General features: G+C 66.4%; 18 protein-coding genes. 15 read left to right on the top strand and 3 right to left on the bottom strand.

The window, feature by feature from the left end; all coding sequences use genetic code 11:
• Nucleotides 1–29 precede the first annotated feature (29 nt).
• Nucleotides 30–443, top strand: coding sequence for an acyl-CoA thioesterase (locus ABC969_RS04715; protein ID WP_380808575.1), 414 nt, complete (start codon nt 30–32; stop codon nt 441–443).
• 9 nt (nt 444–452) lie between these two features.
• On the opposite strand, the gene ABC969_RS04710 is transcribed toward ABC969_RS04715, so the two are convergent.
• The 3 genes from ABC969_RS04710 to ABC969_RS04700 all read right to left on the bottom strand — a co-directional run bounded on the left by ABC969_RS04710 (nt 453) and on the right by ABC969_RS04700 (nt 1,586).
• Complete coding sequence (locus ABC969_RS04710) at nt 453–788, bottom strand: hypothetical protein (protein WP_345863312.1); 336 nt, start codon at nt 786–788, stop codon at nt 453–455.
• A 70-nt stretch (nt 789–858) separates the two neighbouring features.
• Complete coding sequence (locus tag ABC969_RS04705) at nt 859–1,347, bottom strand: DNA-deoxyinosine glycosylase (protein WP_345863311.1); 489 nt, start codon at nt 1,345–1,347, stop codon at nt 859–861.
• Complete coding sequence (locus tag ABC969_RS04700) at nt 1,344–1,586, bottom strand: type II toxin-antitoxin system VapB family antitoxin (RefSeq protein WP_345863310.1); 243 nt, start codon at nt 1,584–1,586, stop codon at nt 1,344–1,346. Before ABC969_RS04700 ends, ABC969_RS04705 begins: the two co-directional genes overlap by 4 nt.
• A gap of 86 nt (nt 1,587–1,672) precedes the next feature.
• Here ABC969_RS04700 and ABC969_RS04695 point away from each other — a divergent pair, with 86 nt between their 5' ends.
• From ABC969_RS04695 to murB, 14 genes are all read left to right on the top strand, one after another.
• Nucleotides 1,673–2,665, top strand: coding sequence for a cysteine synthase A (locus ABC969_RS04695; protein ID WP_345863309.1), 993 nt, complete (start codon nt 1,673–1,675; stop codon nt 2,663–2,665).
• A complete protein-coding gene (locus ABC969_RS04690) occupies nt 2,647–3,027 on the top strand; it encodes a hypothetical protein (protein ID WP_345863308.1) in 381 nt (126 codons plus the stop codon). The genes ABC969_RS04695 and ABC969_RS04690 overlap by 19 nt, the downstream gene beginning before the upstream one ends.
• 331 nt (nt 3,028–3,358) lie before the next feature.
• Complete coding sequence (locus tag ABC969_RS04685) at nt 3,359–3,856, top strand: division/cell wall cluster transcriptional repressor MraZ (protein WP_345863306.1); 498 nt, start codon at nt 3,359–3,361, stop codon at nt 3,854–3,856.
• Complete coding sequence (rsmH, locus tag ABC969_RS04680) at nt 3,853–4,836, top strand: 16S rRNA (cytosine(1402)-N(4))-methyltransferase RsmH (RefSeq protein ID WP_345863305.1); 984 nt, start codon at nt 3,853–3,855, stop codon at nt 4,834–4,836. Before ABC969_RS04685 ends, rsmH begins: the two co-directional genes overlap by 4 nt.
• A complete protein-coding gene (locus ABC969_RS04675) occupies nt 4,833–5,402 on the top strand; it encodes a hypothetical protein (RefSeq protein ID WP_345863304.1) in 570 nt (189 codons plus the stop codon). The genes rsmH and ABC969_RS04675 overlap by 4 nt, the downstream gene beginning before the upstream one ends.
• Nucleotides 5,399–7,129 carry a peptidoglycan D,D-transpeptidase FtsI family protein gene (locus ABC969_RS04670; protein ID WP_345863302.1) on the top strand — a complete coding sequence of 577 codons (1,731 nt, stop codon included), beginning with the start codon at nt 5,399–5,401 and terminating at the stop codon, nt 7,127–7,129. The genes ABC969_RS04675 and ABC969_RS04670 overlap by 4 nt, the downstream gene beginning before the upstream one ends.
• Nucleotides 7,126–8,541 (top strand): UDP-N-acetylmuramoyl-L-alanyl-D-glutamate--2,6-diaminopimelate ligase, encoded by a 1,416-nt coding sequence (locus ABC969_RS04665; RefSeq protein WP_345863301.1) that lies wholly within the window; start codon nt 7,126–7,128, stop codon nt 8,539–8,541. The genes ABC969_RS04670 and ABC969_RS04665 overlap by 4 nt, the downstream gene beginning before the upstream one ends.
• A complete protein-coding gene (locus ABC969_RS04660) occupies nt 8,538–9,911 on the top strand; it encodes a UDP-N-acetylmuramoyl-tripeptide--D-alanyl-D-alanine ligase (protein ID WP_345863300.1) in 1,374 nt (457 codons plus the stop codon). Before ABC969_RS04665 ends, ABC969_RS04660 begins: the two co-directional genes overlap by 4 nt.
• Nucleotides 9,911–10,981, top strand: coding sequence for a phospho-N-acetylmuramoyl-pentapeptide-transferase (gene mraY, locus ABC969_RS04655; protein ID WP_345863297.1), 1,071 nt, complete (start codon nt 9,911–9,913; stop codon nt 10,979–10,981). The genes ABC969_RS04660 and mraY overlap by 1 nt, the downstream gene beginning before the upstream one ends.
• A complete protein-coding gene (murD, locus tag ABC969_RS04650) occupies nt 10,978–12,357 on the top strand; it encodes a UDP-N-acetylmuramoyl-L-alanine--D-glutamate ligase (RefSeq protein WP_345863296.1) in 1,380 nt (459 codons plus the stop codon). Before mraY ends, murD begins: the two co-directional genes overlap by 4 nt.
• Nucleotides 12,354–13,574 carry a peptidoglycan glycosyltransferase FtsW gene (locus tag ABC969_RS04645; RefSeq protein WP_345863295.1) on the top strand — a complete coding sequence of 407 codons (1,221 nt, stop codon included), beginning with the start codon at nt 12,354–12,356 and terminating at the stop codon, nt 13,572–13,574. Before murD ends, ABC969_RS04645 begins: the two co-directional genes overlap by 4 nt.
• Entirely contained in the window at nt 13,571–14,731 is a 1,161-nt protein-coding gene (gene murG, locus ABC969_RS04640; protein WP_345863294.1) for an undecaprenyldiphospho-muramoylpentapeptide beta-N-acetylglucosaminyltransferase, read from the top strand. Before ABC969_RS04645 ends, murG begins: the two co-directional genes overlap by 4 nt.
• 13 nt (nt 14,732–14,744) lie before the next feature.
• Entirely contained in the window at nt 14,745–16,148 is a 1,404-nt protein-coding gene (gene murC / locus ABC969_RS04635; protein ID WP_345863292.1) for a UDP-N-acetylmuramate--L-alanine ligase, read from the top strand.
• The gene (gene murB / locus ABC969_RS04630) at nt 16,106–17,053 is read left to right on the top strand and encodes a UDP-N-acetylmuramate dehydrogenase (protein ID WP_345863290.1); all 948 of its coding nucleotides are present in this window, start codon (nt 16,106–16,108) and stop codon (nt 17,051–17,053) included. The genes murC and murB overlap by 43 nt, the downstream gene beginning before the upstream one ends.
• Nucleotides 17,054–17,063 lie beyond the last annotated feature (10 nt).

The following is a 17,063-nucleotide window of genomic DNA, read 5'->3' as shown; positions in this document are numbered from 1 at the left end:
ATTCATCGCGCGGTAATGCATTAGCTGCTATGCGCTGCGGCGTGAGTACAGCAATCCCCCATAGCTTCCCGATCGGGATCGACCCCGCCGACATCGACTTCATGGGTCATGTCAACAATGCCTCCTACCTAAAATGGGTGCAGGACGCGGTGGTCAGCCACTGGCAGCGCTTTGCCCCGGCCGAAGCGGTGGCAGCGAATCTGTGGGTGGCGCTCAAGCACGAGATCACTTATCGCAAGCCCACCTTTCTCGATGACGAGGTGGTCGCCACGGTGTTGCTCGAAAAGGTCCAGGGCGCGCGCGCTTTCTACCAGACGATCATCAAGCGTGGCGAGGAAGTGCTGGCCGAAGTGCAATCCAGCTGGTGCTGTGTCGATGCCAAGACGCATCGCCCGGCGCGGATCGCGCAGAATGTGGCGGATCGGTTCTTTCGCAAGGATTGAGGCTGGCGCTCACCGCCGCAGTGGAATTTTGCGCAGCTTGAAACCGGTCACCTTGGTGCCGTAGGTGCATTCGAACGACTGGCGCGCGGCGCCGTCGCCGGCTGTGCCCCATATCTTGATCTTGTTGATCGCGACCTGTTGCATGTCGATGATGTGCACCGCGCCGTAGCGCGCGGCCTGGGCGCTGCAGGCGTCGCGCGCGTTGGGCGCGAGCGCGCTATTGTCCTGCGGCGCGGCGCGCGTGCCCCGCACCGCCATGCCGACCGCGCTCGTCGCAATTCCCGCAACGCAACCGCCGAGCGATACGGTGCTGATGAGCAGACCGCAGACTTGCAGGGGGTTCATGCGCGATCCTTGTCGGTCGGGTAGGGTGCGCAGCTTATGGCGCCGGCCCCGGTGGCACAACTCATCCGCGTCACAGCATGTCGCGCAGGCCGCGCCACGACGCCAGCTTGGCCTTGATCCCGATCGTGTGGAGCGGGCTGCTCGATGGCAGTGCGATCAGCGCCGCTTGCGTCTGGCCGGCAAGCTGGCGACTGCCGTGGCGGAAGGACGTGGCGCCATTGAACGCGATTGCGCGAAGATCGGGCAGGGTGGCGACCAGCCCGGGCAGATCGTTGCCGATCAGGTCGCGCATCGCCGCGTCGGTGCTGCCGGCGCGCGTGGCGCTGGCGACCACATCCCACAGCCCGACACGCGCGGCGAGGAGCGCGGCCAGCCGCGCATCGTAAGGCAGGCCGGGCAAATCGATATCGATCACCGCCGCCATCAGCCGCCAGAACTGGTTTTGCGGATGCGCATAATAACGCGCCACGGCAAGCGAAGCATCGCCCGGCAGGCTGCCGAGGACGAGCAGCCGCGTGCGCGCGTCGACGACGGGGGGGAAGCTGCGCTTGATCGTCATCGCCGTCCGGCGGGGCCGCTGTCGGCGGGGGTCGCATCTGCGCGCGGCGGCGGCTTGAGCGCTGGCGCGATCGCCGCGATCCAGGCCAGCACCACTTCGTCTCGCCGGATCATCTGATCGCGCAATGCGGCTTCGATCGCCGCGGTGACGGATTGCCCGGTGGCATCGGCCAGATTTCGCGCGAGCGAACCGTCTCTCCGCCCTTGATGCTGCGTTGCCCGCCCATGATCCATCTCCAACGATCGCCGCGATACCACAAGCCCCACTTCGCGGCAGTCAACATTGCGTGGATTGCCCGAGCGGCGGCATCGCCTATCTAGGGGGCATGCACACCACATCAGATACGCTCGCCTTGATTGGAAACACGCCACTGGTTCGCCTGAAGGGGCCGAGCGAGGCTACCGGCTGCGATATTTTCGGCAAATGCGAATTCACCAATCCGGGCGCCTCGGTCAAGGATCGTGCCGCATTGTCGATCGTCGAGGATGCCGAGGCGCGTGGCAGCATCCAGCCGGGCGGCACGTTCGTCGAGGGGACGGCGGGCAATACCGGCATCGGGCTGGCGCTGGTCGCCAATGCCAAGGGCTACAAGACGATCATCGTCATGCCCGAGACGCAATCACGCGAGAAGATGGACACATTGCGTGCGCTGGGCGCCGAACTCGTGCTGGTGCCTGCGGCGCCTTATGCCAATCCGGGCCATTTCGTGCACACTTCGCGCCGCCTGGCCGAGGAAACGCCCAATGCCGTGTGGGCCAACCAGTTCGACAATATCGCCAATCGCCGTGCGCACATCACCGGCACCGCCGAGGAGATCTGGGCGCAGATGGAAGGGCGGGTCGATGGCTTCGTATGTGCTGCGGGCACCGGGGGGACGATCGCCGGGGTGGGGCTGGGGCTGAAGGCCAAGGATGAGGCCGTGTGCATCGCGCTGGCCGATCCGCATGGCGCCGCGCTGTACGAATATTATGCCCATGGCGAGCTGAAATCGGAAGGATCGTCGGTCGCCGAAGGCATCGGGCAGGGGCGCATCACCGCCAATCTGGAAGGCGCACCGATCGATACGCAGTTCCGCATTTCGGATGCCGAAGGGATGGAATGGGTCGAGCGGCTGCTGGCTGAGGAAGGGTTGTGCCTGGGGCTCTCGTCGGGGATCAACGTCGCCGGCGCGGTGCGCCTGGCCCGGCATCTAGGGCCGGGCAAACGCATCGCCACGATCCTGTGCGATACCGGATTTCGCTATCTTTCAACGCTGTATAATCGGGACTGGTTGGAGGCCAAAGGATTGCCCGTTCCAGCATGGCTCGCGCGCAGTTGAGCGGTGGCATCGACACGACGAAGCGTTTCTGGTACATTTCTGCCACAGGCATGATGAAAACCAGCTCTCCCGCCAGTGATACAGCCCAAACGACCCAGCGCGTGCGGGTCGGCATGATCGGCCTCGCCGCCGTGCTGCTGCTGATCGGGCTGGCCGCGGCGATCCTCGCGACGGCCAGCCGCGAACGCGCCGTTTCGGGTGGCGCGCGTGCCGACATCGTGGCCAATCTGACGATGGGCAATGGCATGGCGGCGCTCGGCGATGGCAGCGATGGCAGCGAGCCGCTGGCCGATCTCGGCGTGACGCCGAGCACCGCTACCGAAAACAGCATGGCCGCGGCGCCCGGCACGGGCGCACGCTGACCGACGCTCCGGGCGCGCGCGCCGCGGGGATAATCGGGGAAAATATGGGCGCGGCATCGCGGCGCGCGCCAATTTCTTGGTGAACATCGCCTTAACCCGCGAACGTATGAAGAACGCGCTGATTTTGCACGGAAATATTGTGGCCAGAATATAGCGGGATAAGGTCATTTCCCCGGATATCCCGCGGTTTCCCCTTGAATCCCCGGCGCTCCCGCGATACCCCTATCATATCGAGGGGCATACTCTTTGGCCTGCACCAGTCAGGAACCCGGAATCGATTCAGCGTCGCTTCCAGGCCCGGGGAAGTCATGCCTGCTGAATTGGGGTAAGCGTGATCGAAAGGGTGGATTATCAGGGTGACGGACTTGGCCTTGTCGATGACAAGGGCCGGTGCGCCATTCCTGCTTCCCTTCGGGCGGCGCTCGCCATCAACAGTCCGCGACCCGATGGCAAGGATGGCGGCAGCGTCATCATCGGCGCGCACCAAAGCAGCCCCTGCCTGATCGGCTATGACGATGGCTATCGCGCGCTGCTGAAGGAGCGCGCCGCGCAGTTGCAGGCCGCCTATGTCGCCAAGCACGGCACGCATAACCCCAATCTGTTGCGCGAAATGGTGCAGGGCGAGCCGGTGCCGTTCGATGGCAGCGGTCGCTTCATCATGCCCGCCTTCGCGCGCTTTCGCGCCAAGATCGGTGCCAACGCCTTTTTCTACGGCACGTTCGAATGTTTCGAGATCTGGGATCCGCGCACGCTGATCGAATCCGACGTCGCCGAAGTGATGAAGGATTGTGCGCGCTTTCATTGCCAGCAGAAGGGGATCGCGCTGTGAGCTTTCCCGTGGCCGACGCCCCGCACATCCCTGTCCTGCTCGCCGAAGTGCTCGACGCGCTCGCCATTGCCCCTGGTGAGCGTCATGTCGATGCGACGTTCGGCGCGGGCGGCTATACTCGTGCGATGATCGAGGCGGGCGCGCATGTACTGGCCTTCGATCGCGATCCCGATGCGATTGCCGCGGGGCGGGCGCTCGAGGCTGAGCAGGACGCGCTGACGCTGGTGCCGGCGACCTTTTCAGCGATGGAAGCCGAGCTTGCCGCGCTGGATGCGCTGCCGGTGGACGGCGTGACGATGGATATCGGCGTTTCCTCGATGCAGCTCGACCAGCCCGAGCGCGGGTTCAGCTTTCAGGCCGACGGGCCGCTCGACATGCGCATGAGCCAGGAAGGGCAGACCGCGGCGGATTTCGTCAACACCGCGGATGAGGCGCACATTGCCAACGTGCTGTACGAATTCGGTGATGAGCCGCGCTCGCGCCGCGTGGCGCAGTTCATCGTTGGCGCACGGCCGATCACGCGCACCGCGCAACTGGCGCAGGTCGTGCGCCGCGCGCTCGGCTACAAACCGCATGACAAGAAGGATCCGGCGACGCGCACGTTCCAGGCGCTGCGCATCGAGGTCAATCGCGAGCTGGGCGAGCTCGAAGACGGTCTGGCGGCGGCCGAGCGCGTGTTGAAGCCAGGCGGCCGGCTGGCGGTGATCACGTTCCATTCGGGCGAGGATCGGCTGGTCAAGCGCTTCTTCCGCGAACGCAGCGGCGCGCTGCCCTCGGGCTCGCGGCATCTGCCCGAAGTGAAGGCGGCGCACGCGCCGAGCTTCGAAGCGGTGGCGCGGGCGGTGCGCGCCGGCGACGACGAGATCGCGCGCAATCCGCGCGCGCGATCAGCGACTTTACGCGTGGCGACACGGACGGCGGCGGCCGCCTGGGGCGCGGCGACGACGACCCCCGATACGAACAGGGAAATTTCGGCATGATGGCATTTGTTTGGAAGATGCTGGCCTGGTTCGGCGTCAGCGTGGTGGTCGCGCTTGGTGTGCTGATCGTGCCGCTGCATGTCGCGGCGGAGCGCAAGAAGCTCGACACCACGACGCGCGAGATCGCGCAGGCCAATCGCGATATCCGCGCGCTGGAAACCGAATTCGAGACGCGCGCCAATATCGCGCAGCTGGAAAAGTGGAACGGCGAGACGCTGCGGCTGGCCGCGCCGGTCGCCGGGCAATATGTCGCCGATGAAGCGCAGCTGGCGTCGCTCGACTTCAACCGTCCGCTCGTCGCTAGCGCCACGCCGGTCAAGACTGCGGCGCTGATCGTGCCGCAGCATAACAGCGGCGCCACCGCGCCTGCGCCGACCGCCGCACCCGCGGTGGTCAGCGTCGCCGTGGCCAGCGCCAAGCCGCAGCCCACCATCGCGCCCGTGAAGACCGCGGCGGTGCCGCGCAAGACGCAGGCGGTGGCGATGCTGGATCGCAAACTGCTCAGCGATTCGATGATCGGCGATCTGACCAGCGGCGCCAGCCGGGAAGCCGGCCGCTTGCGGTGAGCATCGCGCTCGCCCGTCCCATGCCGCATCGGCGCCCGACGGCTCAGCGCCAGGTGCTGATCCAGACGGTGCACACGCGTCTGATGATCCTGCTCCTGTTGTTCGCCGCCGCCATCGCCGTTGTCCTCATCCGGCTGGCGGTGCTGTCGTTTGCCGCTGATCCGGGGAGTGCGCGCGCGGCGATGCTGAGCGCGAGCTGGTCGCGTGGCGATATCGTCGATCGTAACGGCGAGCCACTGGCGCGCACGATCGAAGCCTGGGGTATTGGCGTGCATCCGGGCAAGGTGCTGGGTGACAAGCACGAGCTGGCCGCCAAGCTCGCCGCGCTGATCCCGACGCATGATCAGGCGTGGTTTTACGAGCGGCTGAACATGACCGCGTCGTTCACTTTCCTCGAGCATCACGCCTCGCCCTCGCTGGTCACCGCCGTGAACGCGCTGGGCGAGCCCGCGGTGGTGTTCGAGAAAGAACCCGAGCGGCTGTATCCGCAAACCACGCTGGCGGCGCATGTGCTGGGCTTTCTCAGCCCCGATGCCGCAGCGGGTCGTCTGGCGGGGGCCAGCGGGATCGAGCGCGCGTTCGACGAACGGCTGGCCAACCCGATCGATCGCGCGACGCCGCTCAGCCTGTCAATCGATTACCGTGTGCAGGCGGCAATGGAGAGCGAGCTCGGCGCGGCGATGAACGCCTATCAGGCACGCGGCGCAACGGGCGTGGTGCTGGATGTCGATACCGGCGAAGTGATCGCCATGGCGTCGCTGCCGGTGTTCAATCCCAACAAGGTGGGATCGGCCAATAAGGAATCGCTGCGCAACAACGTGACGCAGAGCGTGTATGAGCTTGGCTCGGCCTTCAAGCCGATCACCATGGCAACCGCGATCGACACCGGCGTGGTGACGAGCATGGCCAAGCGCTTCGATGCCACGCAACCGCTGCATGTCGGCGGCTTCACCATCCATGACGATCACGCGCAGAAACGCTTCCTCAATATCCCCGAAACGTTGATCCACTCGTCCAACATCGCCACCGCGCGGATCGCCGATCAGATCGGCAAGGAACGGCTGTCGGCGATGTTCACTAAATTGGGCTTCGGCACCAAGCCGGATATCGAGCTGCGCGAAAAGCAGAAGCCGCTATGGCCGGTATACTGGGCGCGCACCACGGTGATGACGACGGCCTATGGCCACGGCATCGCCGTCACCCCGCTGCATCTGGCCAATGCCTATGCCACGCTGGTGAATGGCGGAATCTGGCGTCCCACCACCCTGCTGCGGGTGGCACCAGGCCAGGCGGCCAAGGGGCGGCGCGTGATCGCGCCATCAACCAGCGCGCGCATGCGCCAGTTGCTGCGTATGATCGTGACGCAGGGCACCGGCCGCATGGCCGAGGCGCCGGGTTACCGCGTCGGTGGCAAGACGGGCACGGCCGAAGTGGCGGGCGGCGGCGGCTATCTGAAGAATGCCAACGTCTCGACCTTCGCCGCGGCCTTCCCGATGGATAATCCCCGCTATGTCGTGGTCGCCATGATGGACAGCCCCAAGCGCGTGAAGGAGAATTCCTTCCAGACCACCGCGGCGTATACCGCGGCGCCGGTGGTCAGCCGGGTGATCAGCCGCACCGGCGCGATGCTGGGCGTGATGCCGGATAATGCGCGCGATGTGGACGTATCCGACCTGCTGCCATTGCTGTGGCGTGCGCCGGGCGAATCCGCGCTGGATGCCGAATGAAGCTCGGCCTTCTCACGGGCGGCGATGAGCAAGCGACGGTCAGCGGCTTTGCCATCGATCATCGCAAGGTGGCCAGCGGCACCGTGTTCGGCGCGTTCGCGGGCAGCAAGGTGAATGGCGAAGACTATATCGCCGCGGCGGTAAAGGCGGGGGCGATCGCCGTGGTGGCGCGGCCCGAGGCACGTGTCGAGGGCGCGGTGCACATTGCCGATGCCAATCCGCGCCGGGCGTTTGCCGGGCTGGCGGCGCGTTTCTTCGCGCCGTTTCCCGCGGTGGCCGTGGCGGTGACGGGCACCAACGGCAAAACCTCGTGCGTGGAAATGACCCGGCAATTGTGGCGCATGGCGGGGTTTCACGCCGCGTCGATCGGCACGCTGGGCGTGACCACGGGCGATGACCGCGTATCCACGGGGCTGACCACGCCCGATGTGGTGACGTTCCTGTCCAATACCGCAGGGCTGGCGCGCGAGGGCGTCAGCCATGTCGCGTTCGAAGCCTCCTCGCATGGGCTGGAGCAATATCGCACCGAAGGGCTGCCCGTGCGGGCAGCGGGCTTTACCAATCTCAGCCGCGATCATCTCGATTATCACGGCACGATGGCGGCCTATTTTGAGGCCAAGATGCGGCTGTTTTCGGAAGTCGTTTCTGCTGATGGCGCCGCGGTGGTCTGGGCCGATGATCCGCTCTCCGCGCAGGTGATGGAGATTGCCCGCGCGCGCGGCGTGCGGGTCCTGTCAGTGGGAACACAGGGGGAGACGCTGAAGCTGGTGTCGCGCGATCCGACCTTGCTGGGGCAAGGGCTGGCGATCATGGCCGAAGGGCGGACGTTCGAGATCAATCTGCCGCTGATTGGCGCGTATCAGGCGGCCAATGCCATGGTGTCGGCGGGGCTGGTGATTGCCACGGGCGGCGATGTCGCGGCGACACTGGCCAGCCTGGCGCGGTTACAGCCGGTGCGCGGGCGGCTCGAACGGGCGGTGATCGCGCGCAGCGGCGCGCCGGTCTATGTCGATTATGCCCATACGCCCGACGCGCTGGAGGCCGCCATCGCCGCCCTGGCACCACACGCGAAGGGCAGGTTGATCGTGGTATTCGGCGCAGGCGGCGATCGCGATCAGGGCAAGCGCGCGGCGATGGGCGCCATCGCCGCCGCCCTGGCCGATGTGGTGATCGTGACCGACGACAACCCGCGCGGCGAGGATGCGGCCACGATCCGCGCGATGGTGCTGGAAGGCGCGCCGGGGGCGACCGAGATCGGGTCCCGCCGCGAGGCGATCGGCGCGGCGATCGCGCTGTCGGGGCCGGAGGATATCGTGCTGGTCGCGGGCAAGGGGCATGAGCAGGGGCAGATCGTCGGGGATCTGGTGCTGCCGTTTGATGATGTGAGCGTGGCGCGGGAGATGGCGGCGTGACCTTGTGGACCTCTGCCGAAATCGCCGCGGCGACGGGCGGCGCCGCCTCGGGCGTGTTCTCCGTTACCGGCGTCACGTTCGATTCGCGCGAAGTAGGGCCGGGCGATCTGTTCATCGCGCTGACCGGCGAGACGACCGATGGCCATCGTTTCCTCGATCAGGCGTTCGCCCAGGGCGCGGCGGGGGCGATCGTCAGCCAGCACACCGCGCACCCGCACGTCCGCGTGGCCGACACGATGGCCGCGCTGGAGGCGCTGGCGGTGGCCTCGCGCAGGCGCAGCAGCGCACGGATCATCGGCGTGACCGGATCGGTGGGCAAAACGAGCACCAAGGAAGCGCTGTTCGCCGCGCTCGATCGCGCGCAGCCCGGCGCGGCGCATCGCTCGGTGAAAAGCTACAACAACCATACCGGCGTGCCGCTCAGCCTGGCGCGGATGCCGGCGACGGCGCGCTACGGCGTGTTCGAAATGGGCATGAACCATGCGGGCGAGCTCGCGCATCTCACCACGCTGGTGCGGCCGCATGTGGCGATGATCACCGCGATCGCGCCGGCGCATACGGCCTTCTTTCCCGACGAATCGGGGATCGCCGATGCGAAGGGCGAAATCTTTGCCGGGCTCGAGCCCGGCGGCACCGCGATCATTCCGTACGACAGCCCGCATCGCGAACGGCTGCTCGCCGCGGCGCGGCCGCATGCGGCACATATCGTGACGTTCGGGCTCGACGACGGCGCGGATGTGCGCGCGATCGAGGCCATGCGCACGTCGCTTGGTGCGACCTTCGTTACCGCACGTCTCGGCGAGCGCGAGCTGAGCTTCACCATGGCGCAGCCGGGGATGCACTGGGTGTCCAACGCGCTGGGCGTGCTCGCCGCGGTCGATGCGGTTGGCGGCGATCTGGCCATGGCCGGGCTGGCGCTTGCCGAACTGGGCGGTCTGCAGGGGCGCGGCGCGCGTTTCACGGCGCCGCTGCCGGGGGGCGAGGCGCTGGTAATCGACGAGAGCTATAATGCCAACCCGGCCTCGATGCGCGCCACGCTTGCCGTGCTCGGCGCCGATGCTGCCACGCGCAAGATCGCCGTGCTGGGCGAAATGCGTGAACTGGGCGAGGGCAGTGCCGCGTATCACGCCGCGCTGGCCGATCCGATCGTCCAAGCGGGGGTATCCCGCGCCATATTGGTGGGCGCGGAGATGGCAGCGCTTGCGGAAGCGCTTGAGGGGCGCGTGCAATTCGTCCATGTGGCCGATGCCGCCGCTGCCCGGACAAGCCTGATGACAATCGTGGCGCCGGGCGATGCGGTGCTCATCAAGGGATCGAATGGCGTGGGGCTGGCGGCGTTGGTCGCCAGCCTGCACGCCGGGACACTATAATGCTGTTTATCCTCGCCGATTATCTGGGTTTTCCGGGGCTGCTCAATCTGCTGCGCTACCAATCGGTGCGCACCGGCGGGGCGGTGACGATGGCGCTGGTGATCGGGCTGATCATCGGGCCGCGCTTCATCGGCTGGCTGCGCGTGCGCCAAGGCAAGGGGCAGCCGATCCGCGCCGACGGGCCGCAAACGCATCTCGCCAAGCGCGGCACGCCGACGATGGGCGGGCTGATGATCCTGACCAGCATGGGTCTGTCGATCCTGATGTTCATGGATATCCGCAACCCCTATGTCTGGGCCTGCCTGTTCGTCACGCTGGGGTTCGGCGCGATCGGCTTCCTCGACGATTACGACAAGGTGCGTAAAGCCAGCACCGCGGGCGTGTCCGGGCGGACGCGGCTGCTGGGCGAATTCGCCATCGCCTTGCTCGCCAGCTGGATCATCGTCGGGCAGAACGGCACGCTTCTGTATCTGCCGTTCTTCAGCAACATCTCGATCGATCTGGGCTATTTCTACATCGTGTTTGCCGCGTTCACGATCGTGGCGTTCGGCAATGCCGTGAACCTGACCGACGGGCTGGATGGCCTCGCGACGATGCCGGTGATCATCGCCTCGGTGGCGTTCATGGTCATCGTGTATCTGTGCGGCAACGTGAAGTTCGCGACCTATCTCGGCATCCCCCATGTGCCCGGCGCGGGTGAACTGGCGATCTTCTGCGGCGCCATCGTCGGGGCGGGGCTCGCCTTCCTGTGGTTCAATGCGCCGCCGGCCGCGGTGTTCATGGGCGATACCGGGAGCCTCGCGCTCGGCGGCGCCCTGGGCGCGATCTCGGTCGTCGCGCATCATGAGATCGTGCTGGGGATCATCGGGGGGCTCTTCGTGATGGAGGCGCTTAGCGTCATCATCCAGGTGTTCTTCTACAAGCGCACCGGCCGCCGCGTGTTCAAGATGGCGCCGATCCACCATCATTTCGAACAGCTCGGCTGGGCCGAGGCGACGGTCGTGATCCGCTTCTGGATCATCGCCTTCGTGCTGGCGCTGGCTGGCCTCTCGACGTTGAAATTGCGGTGATCACCTCGCCCCTCTGGGCGGCCAAGAGCTTCGCTGTGCTGGGGCTGGCGCGTTCCGGCGCGGCGACGGTGCGCGCGCTGGTGGCGAGCGGGGCGCGGGTGGTGGCGTGGGATACGGATGCGGCGAAGCGTGACGCGCTTCTTGAAGCCCCTCCCCTTCAGGGGAGGGGTTGGGGTGGGGACATGCCGCATACGCCGCGCTTGGGGATAGCCCCCACCCCCAACCCCTCCCCTGAAGGGGAGGGGCTTTTGACGTTCGCAGACCCGGAGACGATAGATCTTTCCGGCTTTGACGCTGTGGTAGTCTCCCCCGGCGTCCCGCTCAACCGCCACCCGATCGCCGCCAGGGCGCGCGCGGCGGGGGTGCCGATCATCGGCGACATCGAATTGTTCGCGCAGGCCCGTGCCTCGCTGCCGGCGCACAAGGTGGTCGGCGTTACCGGGACCAACGGGAAATCGACGACGGTATCGTTGATCCACCATATCCTGCAGACCGCGGGCGTGCCGTCGCGGCTCGGCGGCAATATCGGGCTGCCGATCCTTGAGCAGGAGCCATTGCCCGAGGGCGGCGTGTATGTGCTGGAACTGTCGAGCTATCAGATCGATCTGACGCAGACGCTGGATTGCGATGTCGCGGTGTTGCTCAACATCACGCCGGATCACCTCGATCGCTATGACGGGTTGGCCGATTACGCCGCGTCCAAGGCACGGCTGTTTGCCATGCAGTCCCCGCAGCAACTCGCCGTCGTGGATGGCGAAGCCGAAGCGGATTTCGATGTGCTTGATGATGCGGAAGACCCGATCATCCAATTCGTCGCCGATGTCGATCCGGGCGCGGTGGCGGATTGGCCGGCCTTGCGCGGCCCGCACAATCTGCTCAACGCCAAAGCCGCAATTGCGGTGGCGCGGCATCTCGGCGTGGCGGATGCGGTGATCGATGCGGCGCTGGTCAGCTTTGCCGGATTGCCGCATCGGATGGAGCATGTCGCCACAATCAACGGCGTGGCGTTCGTCAACGACAGCAAGGCTACCAACCCGGAATCCGTCGCACCGGCGCTGGCCGCGTTCCCCCGCATTCACTGGATTCTTGGCGGGCAGGCCAAGTCGGATGATCTCGACGCCTGCGCGCCAGCGTTCGACCATGTCGTGAAGGCCTATACGATCGGCGCGTCGGGCCAGAGCTTTGCCGCGATCCTCGCTGGCAGGGTGCCGGTCGAACGGAGCGGCACACTTGCCACCGCCGTCGCCAGCGCCGCGGCCAATGCGCGTTCTGGTGAGACCGTGTTGCTCTCCCCGGCCTGCGCCTCGTTCGACCAGTTTCGCGATTTCGAGGATCGCGGCGATCAGTTCCGGGCGCTGGTGGAGGCCTTGGCATGACCGACCTGCGCACCCGCCCCAAACCCGGTTTCTGGACCAGCATGAAGGATCGCGGCGGGCGCGGCGATCGCTCGGCGCTCGGCATGTGGTTCTGGGATATCGATCGCGTGCTGCTGCTGCTCGCGCTGCTGCTGATCGCCATCGGGCTGGTCGCGGTCGGCGCGGCATCGCCCGCCGCGGCGCAACGCTATTCGGACGACAAGCATCATATTGCGCCGCTATATTATCTCTGGTGGCAATTGGGCTGGGTCGGCGTGTCGCTGCCCGTGCTGTTCATCACCTCGATGCTGCCGGTAACGGTCGCACGGCGCATGGCGCTGATCGGCGCGCTGGTCTGCCTGGTGCTGCTGATGGCCGTGCCGGTGATCGGCTTCGAGCGCAACGGCGCGACGCGCTGGATCAATTTCGGCGTGGCATCGATGCAGCCATCGGAGTTCCTCAAGCCCTTCTTCATCGTCACCCTGGCGTGGCTGCTGTCGTTGCGCGCCAAGGATGCGCAAGTGCCGGTGGTATGGATTACCGGCGGGCTGACCGCCTTGGTCGCGCTGCTGCTGATGCTGCAGCCCGATTTCGGCCAGACCGTGGTGTTCTGCTCGGTATGGATCGCCTTGCTGATGATCGCGGGCACGCCGGTGCGGGTGATGATCGGGTTGCTCGGCTGCGTGCCGGTCGCGCTGGTCGCGGCCTATCTGTTCTACGATACCGCGCGCGTGCGCATCGATGCGTTCCTGTTCCCGGGCACCGAGGGCGGATCGGACAATTTCCAGACCAACGCCGCCTATAACGCGATCACCAATGGCGGCTGGCGCGGCACCGGCCCCGGCGGCGGCACGATGAAATTCCGCCTGCCCGAGGGACATACCGATTATATCTATTCGGTGATCGGCGAGGAATTCGGCCTGATCGCCTGCGCCATCATCGCCATCCTGTTCCTCGCCATCGTGGTGCGCGTGTTCGTCAAACTGCTCGACGAGCAGGACGAGTTCCGCCTGTATGCCGCGGCGGGTCTCGCCACGCAGTTCGGCGCGCAGGCGCTGATCAGCATGGCGGTGAATACCGGCATGGCGCCAAGCAAGGGCATGACGCTGCCGTTCATCAGCTATGGCGGATCGTCGATGATCGCGCTGTCGATCGGCATGGGATTGCTGCTTGCATTCACACGGCGAAACCCGTTCGTGTCGCGCTCTCCCTATATCGCGCGGTGGAGCGGCGAATGAGTGTACAGAAGCATTTCGTATTGGCGGCGGGCGGCACCGGCGGGCACATGGTGCCGGCAGCATCGCTGGCTGCGGAACTGGGCAAACGCGGGCATCACGTTTCGCTGATTTCCGACGCGCGCGGCGTGCGCTTCCCCGGGTTGTTCGACGGCATACAGACGCATGTGCTCCCCGCCGGGCGGCTGTCGGGCGGCGTGATCGGCTGGGCCAAGGCGATCAAGGCGATGGTCGCCGGGCGGGCGCTGGCGATCGAGCTCTACAAGCATCAAAAGCCGTCGGCGGTGATCGGCTTCGGCGGCTATCCCGCGCTGCCGGCGCTGCTCGCGGCATTCAGCGCGGGGATCCCGACCGCGGTGCATGAGCAGAACGCCGTGCTCGGGCGGGTCAACCGGCTGGTGGCGGGGCGTGTGAATGCCATCGCCACGTCCTATGCCAATGTCGAACGGCTCAAGCCCAAATATCGCGGCAAGGCGCATCTGGTCGGCAATCCGGTGCGCGCCGAGGTGCTGGCATTGCGCGCGCAACCGTATCCTCTGCTCGAGGAAGACGGCATTTTCCGCGTGCTGGTAACCGGCGGGAGCCAGGGTGCGAGCATCCTGTCGCACGTCGTGCCCGATGGGTTGTCGCTGCTGCCGGTCAGCTTCCGCCGCCGCCTGCAAGTGACGCATCAGGCGCGCATCGAAGATATCGATGCCGCGCGGGCGAAATATGCCGAGCTGTCGATCGCCGCAGAACTGGCCACTTATCTGCCCGATATGCCCGAGCAACTGGCCTGGACGCATCTGGTGATCGCGCGCGCGGGCGCCTCTACGCTGGCCGAATTGACCGTGGCCGGGCGGCCCGCGATCCTCGTGCCGCTGCCCTCGGCCACCGACGATCACCAGACGGTCAATGCGCGCGAAATGACCGATGCCGGTGGCGCGCGGACGATCGATCAGCGCAGTTTCACGCCGATCGAGCTGGCGCGGCAGATGCAGCGGCTGGGGCTCGATCCCGAAGCGCTGCAAAATGCCGCCGGGCGCGCGCGCAGCTGCGGGCGGCCCGATGCGGTGCGCGATCTGGCCGATCTGGTCGAAAGTCTCGATAGCCCGCACGGCGACATGCCGATCGGGCTCAACCGGCCGATCAAGTTCGGCGACGCGGCGGCTTACGCATGAAGGATTCTGAAGCATGAGGGGTGTCGCCACCGATATCGGCACGATCCATTTCGTTGGCATCGGCGGGATCGGCATGTCGGGCATTGCCGAGGTGATGAAGAATCTGGGCTATGACGTGCAGGGCTCGGACGTGGCCGAGGGCTATGTCGTGCAGGGCCTGCGCGACAAGGGCATCCGCGTGGCGATCGGCCATGCGGCAGAGAATATTGGCGAGGCGGCGGTGGTCGTCACCTCCACCGCGATCGTGCGCAGTAATCCTGAAGTCGAAGCGGCGCTGGAAAAGCGCGTGCCGGTGGTGCGGCGCGCGGAGATGCTGGCCGAGCTGATGCGGCTGAAATCGACCGTCGCGGTGGCGGGCACGCACGGCAAGACGACGACCACGTCGATGATCGCAGCGTTGCTCGATGCCGGCGGGGTCGATCCCACGGTGATCAATGGCGGGATCATCAACTCCTATGGCTCGAACGCGCGGCTGGGCGCGAGCGACTGGATGGTGGTCGAGGCGGACGAGAGCGACGGCAGCTTCCTGCGCCTGGACGGCACGATCGCGGTGGTTACCAATATCGATCCCGAGCATCTCGATCATTACGGCTCGTTCGAGGCCGTGAAGGACGCATTCGTCGATTTCATCGAGAACGTGCCGTTTTACGGTGCGGCGTTGCTGTGCCTCGATCATCCCGAAGTCCAGGCGATCATCCCGCGCGTGCGCGATCGCCGAGTGGTCACGTACGGGTTCGCGGCGCAGGCCGATGTGCGCGGGGTCAATGTGACGCCGATCCCCGGCGGCAATCGCTTCGAATGCCTGGTGCGTGCGCGCGACGGATCGGTGCGCTCGATCGAGGGGATCGAGATGCCGATGCCCGGGCGGCATAACGTGCAGAATGCGCTGGCGGCGATCGGCGTCGCGCTGGAAATGGGCATCCCTGACGAGACGATCCGCACCGGCTTTGCCAAGTTCGGCGGCGTCAAACGGCGCTTTACCAAGGTCGGCGAGACCGGCGGCGTAACAGTGATCGACGATTACGGGCACCACCCGGTCGAGATCAAGGCCGTGCTGGCGGCGGCGCGCGAGGGCGTGGAAAACCGCGTCATCGCGGTGGTCCAGCCGCATCGCTATACGCGGCTGGGCAATCTGATGGAGGAGTTCCAGCAGGCGTTCAACGATGCCGATATGGTGCTGGTCACGCCGGTCTATGCCGCGGGCGAAGCGCCGATTGAGGGCGTGGATGCGGCGGCTTTGGTCGAAGGATTGAAGCGGCGCGGGCATCGCTCGGCCGCGACGGTGGCGGATGCGGACACGCTGGCCGGGCTGCTGGCCGAAGTGACCAGGCCGGGCGATATGGTGGTATGCCTGGGGGCTGGGGATATCACCAAATGGGCCGCTGGCCTTGTCGCCGGAATCGAGGCTGCACGGTGAGTGCCGTGCCCTCCTCTACCCCCCTTAAGCACATTCGTGGCCGCCTGACGGCAGACGCCCCGCTCGCCCCGCTCGTCTGGTTCAAATCCGGCGGTGCCGCCGAGTGGCTGTTCGAGCCCAAGGACATCGCCGATCTCAGCGACTTCCTTGCCGCGCTCGATCCCGCCGTGCCCGTCATGGCGCTGGGTCTCGGGTCCAACATGATCGTGCGCGATGGCGGCGTCCCCGGCGTGGTCGTGCGGCTGGGCAAGCCGTTCGCCAAGGTCGCGGCGCTCGATGCGACGACGCTCCAATGCGGCGGCGGGGCAAGCGGCATCCTGGTGTCCTCCACCGCGCGCGACGCCGGGATTGCCGGGGTCGAATTCCTGCGCTCGATCCCCGGTACGGTGGGCGGGTTCGTGCGCATGAATGGCGGCGCTTATGGCCGTGATACCAGCGAAATTCTTGTTGCGTGCGATGTCGTGCTGCGCTCGGGCGAGCAGATCACGTTGCGCGTCGACCAACTCGGCTACACCTATCGCCACTCCACGCTGCCCGACGGCTGCGTCGTGGTCAGCGCAACGTTCCGCGGCGCGCCGGGCGACACGGTGGCGATCCAGGCCGAGATGGATCGCATCGCCGCCGCGCGCGAAGCGTCGCAACCGCTGCGCTCGAAGACCGGCGGATCGACGTTCAAGAATCCCGAGGGGCACAAGGCGTGGCAGTTGGTCGACGAGGCCGGGTGCCGCGGGCTGAAGCGCGGTGACGCGCAGGTCAGTGAAAAACATACCAATTTCCTGCTCAACCTGGGGAATGCGACGAGCGCGGAGATCGAGGCGCTGGGCGAAGAGGTCCGGGCCAAGGTGAAGGCGCAATCGGGGGTCGAGCTGGAATGGGAAATTCAGCGGGTGGGGGTGACATCGTGAGCGTTCTGCA

The sequence above is a fragment of the Sphingomonas qilianensis genome, assembly GCF_039614825.1.
Lineage (GTDB): Bacteria > Pseudomonadota > Alphaproteobacteria > Sphingomonadales > Sphingomonadaceae > Sphingomonas > Sphingomonas qilianensis.
The sequence above is the reverse complement of the archived record's forward strand: the minus strand, read 5'-3'. Positions and strand labels throughout refer to the sequence as shown.